General features: G+C 49.5%; 1 pseudogene. It reads right to left on the bottom strand.

The features are described from left to right. Positions 1-624 (bottom strand): annotated as a pseudogene (locus tag AB4486_RS24280) (sulfoacetaldehyde acetyltransferase); the annotation flags it as partial.

Genomic DNA, 624 nt, shown 5'->3' with positions numbered 1-624 from the left:
CAACAGAGATCTTCTTAACGAGGCCAAGCATCTTGTTGTCGGCGTCAATCTGAATGATTTTCGCGTTCTTCGGCCAGTAGTCCATGCCATGTTGAGGCAAGGTACCAAATGGACCAAGACGTGTACCCAAAGCGATAACCACATCCGCTTGAGCCATCAATTTCATTGCTGCTTTCGAACCTTGGTAGCCTAAAGGACCACACCATAATGGGTGACTCGCAGGGAAAGAGTCATTATGTAGGTAGCTGTTCACTACGGGTGCGCCTAGTCTTTCCGCCAACGCTGCACACTCTTGAACTGCATCTGCCATTACCACGCCGCCACCAGAAATGATGACTGGGAATTTCGCTTCAGCAATCAGGTCTGCCGCTTCATTTAGAGATTTCTCACCACCTGGACCACGGTCTAAACGCGCAGGTTTAGGGATCTCGGTTTGAGTTTCACCGTAGAAGTAGTCACGAGGAATATTCAGTTGAGTCGGACCCATTTCACTCATCGCGCGGTCAAAACATCGACCCGTGTATTCCGCCATACGGTCTGGGTGCGTTACGTGTCCTTGATACTTAGTGAACTCTTGGAACATTGGAAGCTGGTTACACTCTTGGAAACCACCTAAGCCCATTG

The organism is Vibrio sp. 10N.222.55.C6 (genome assembly GCF_041473395.1).
GTDB classification, from domain to species: domain Bacteria; phylum Pseudomonadota; class Gammaproteobacteria; order Enterobacterales; family Vibrionaceae; genus Vibrio; species Vibrio crassostreae_C.
The sequence above is the reverse complement of the archived record's forward strand: the minus strand, read 5'-3'. Positions and strand labels throughout refer to the sequence as shown.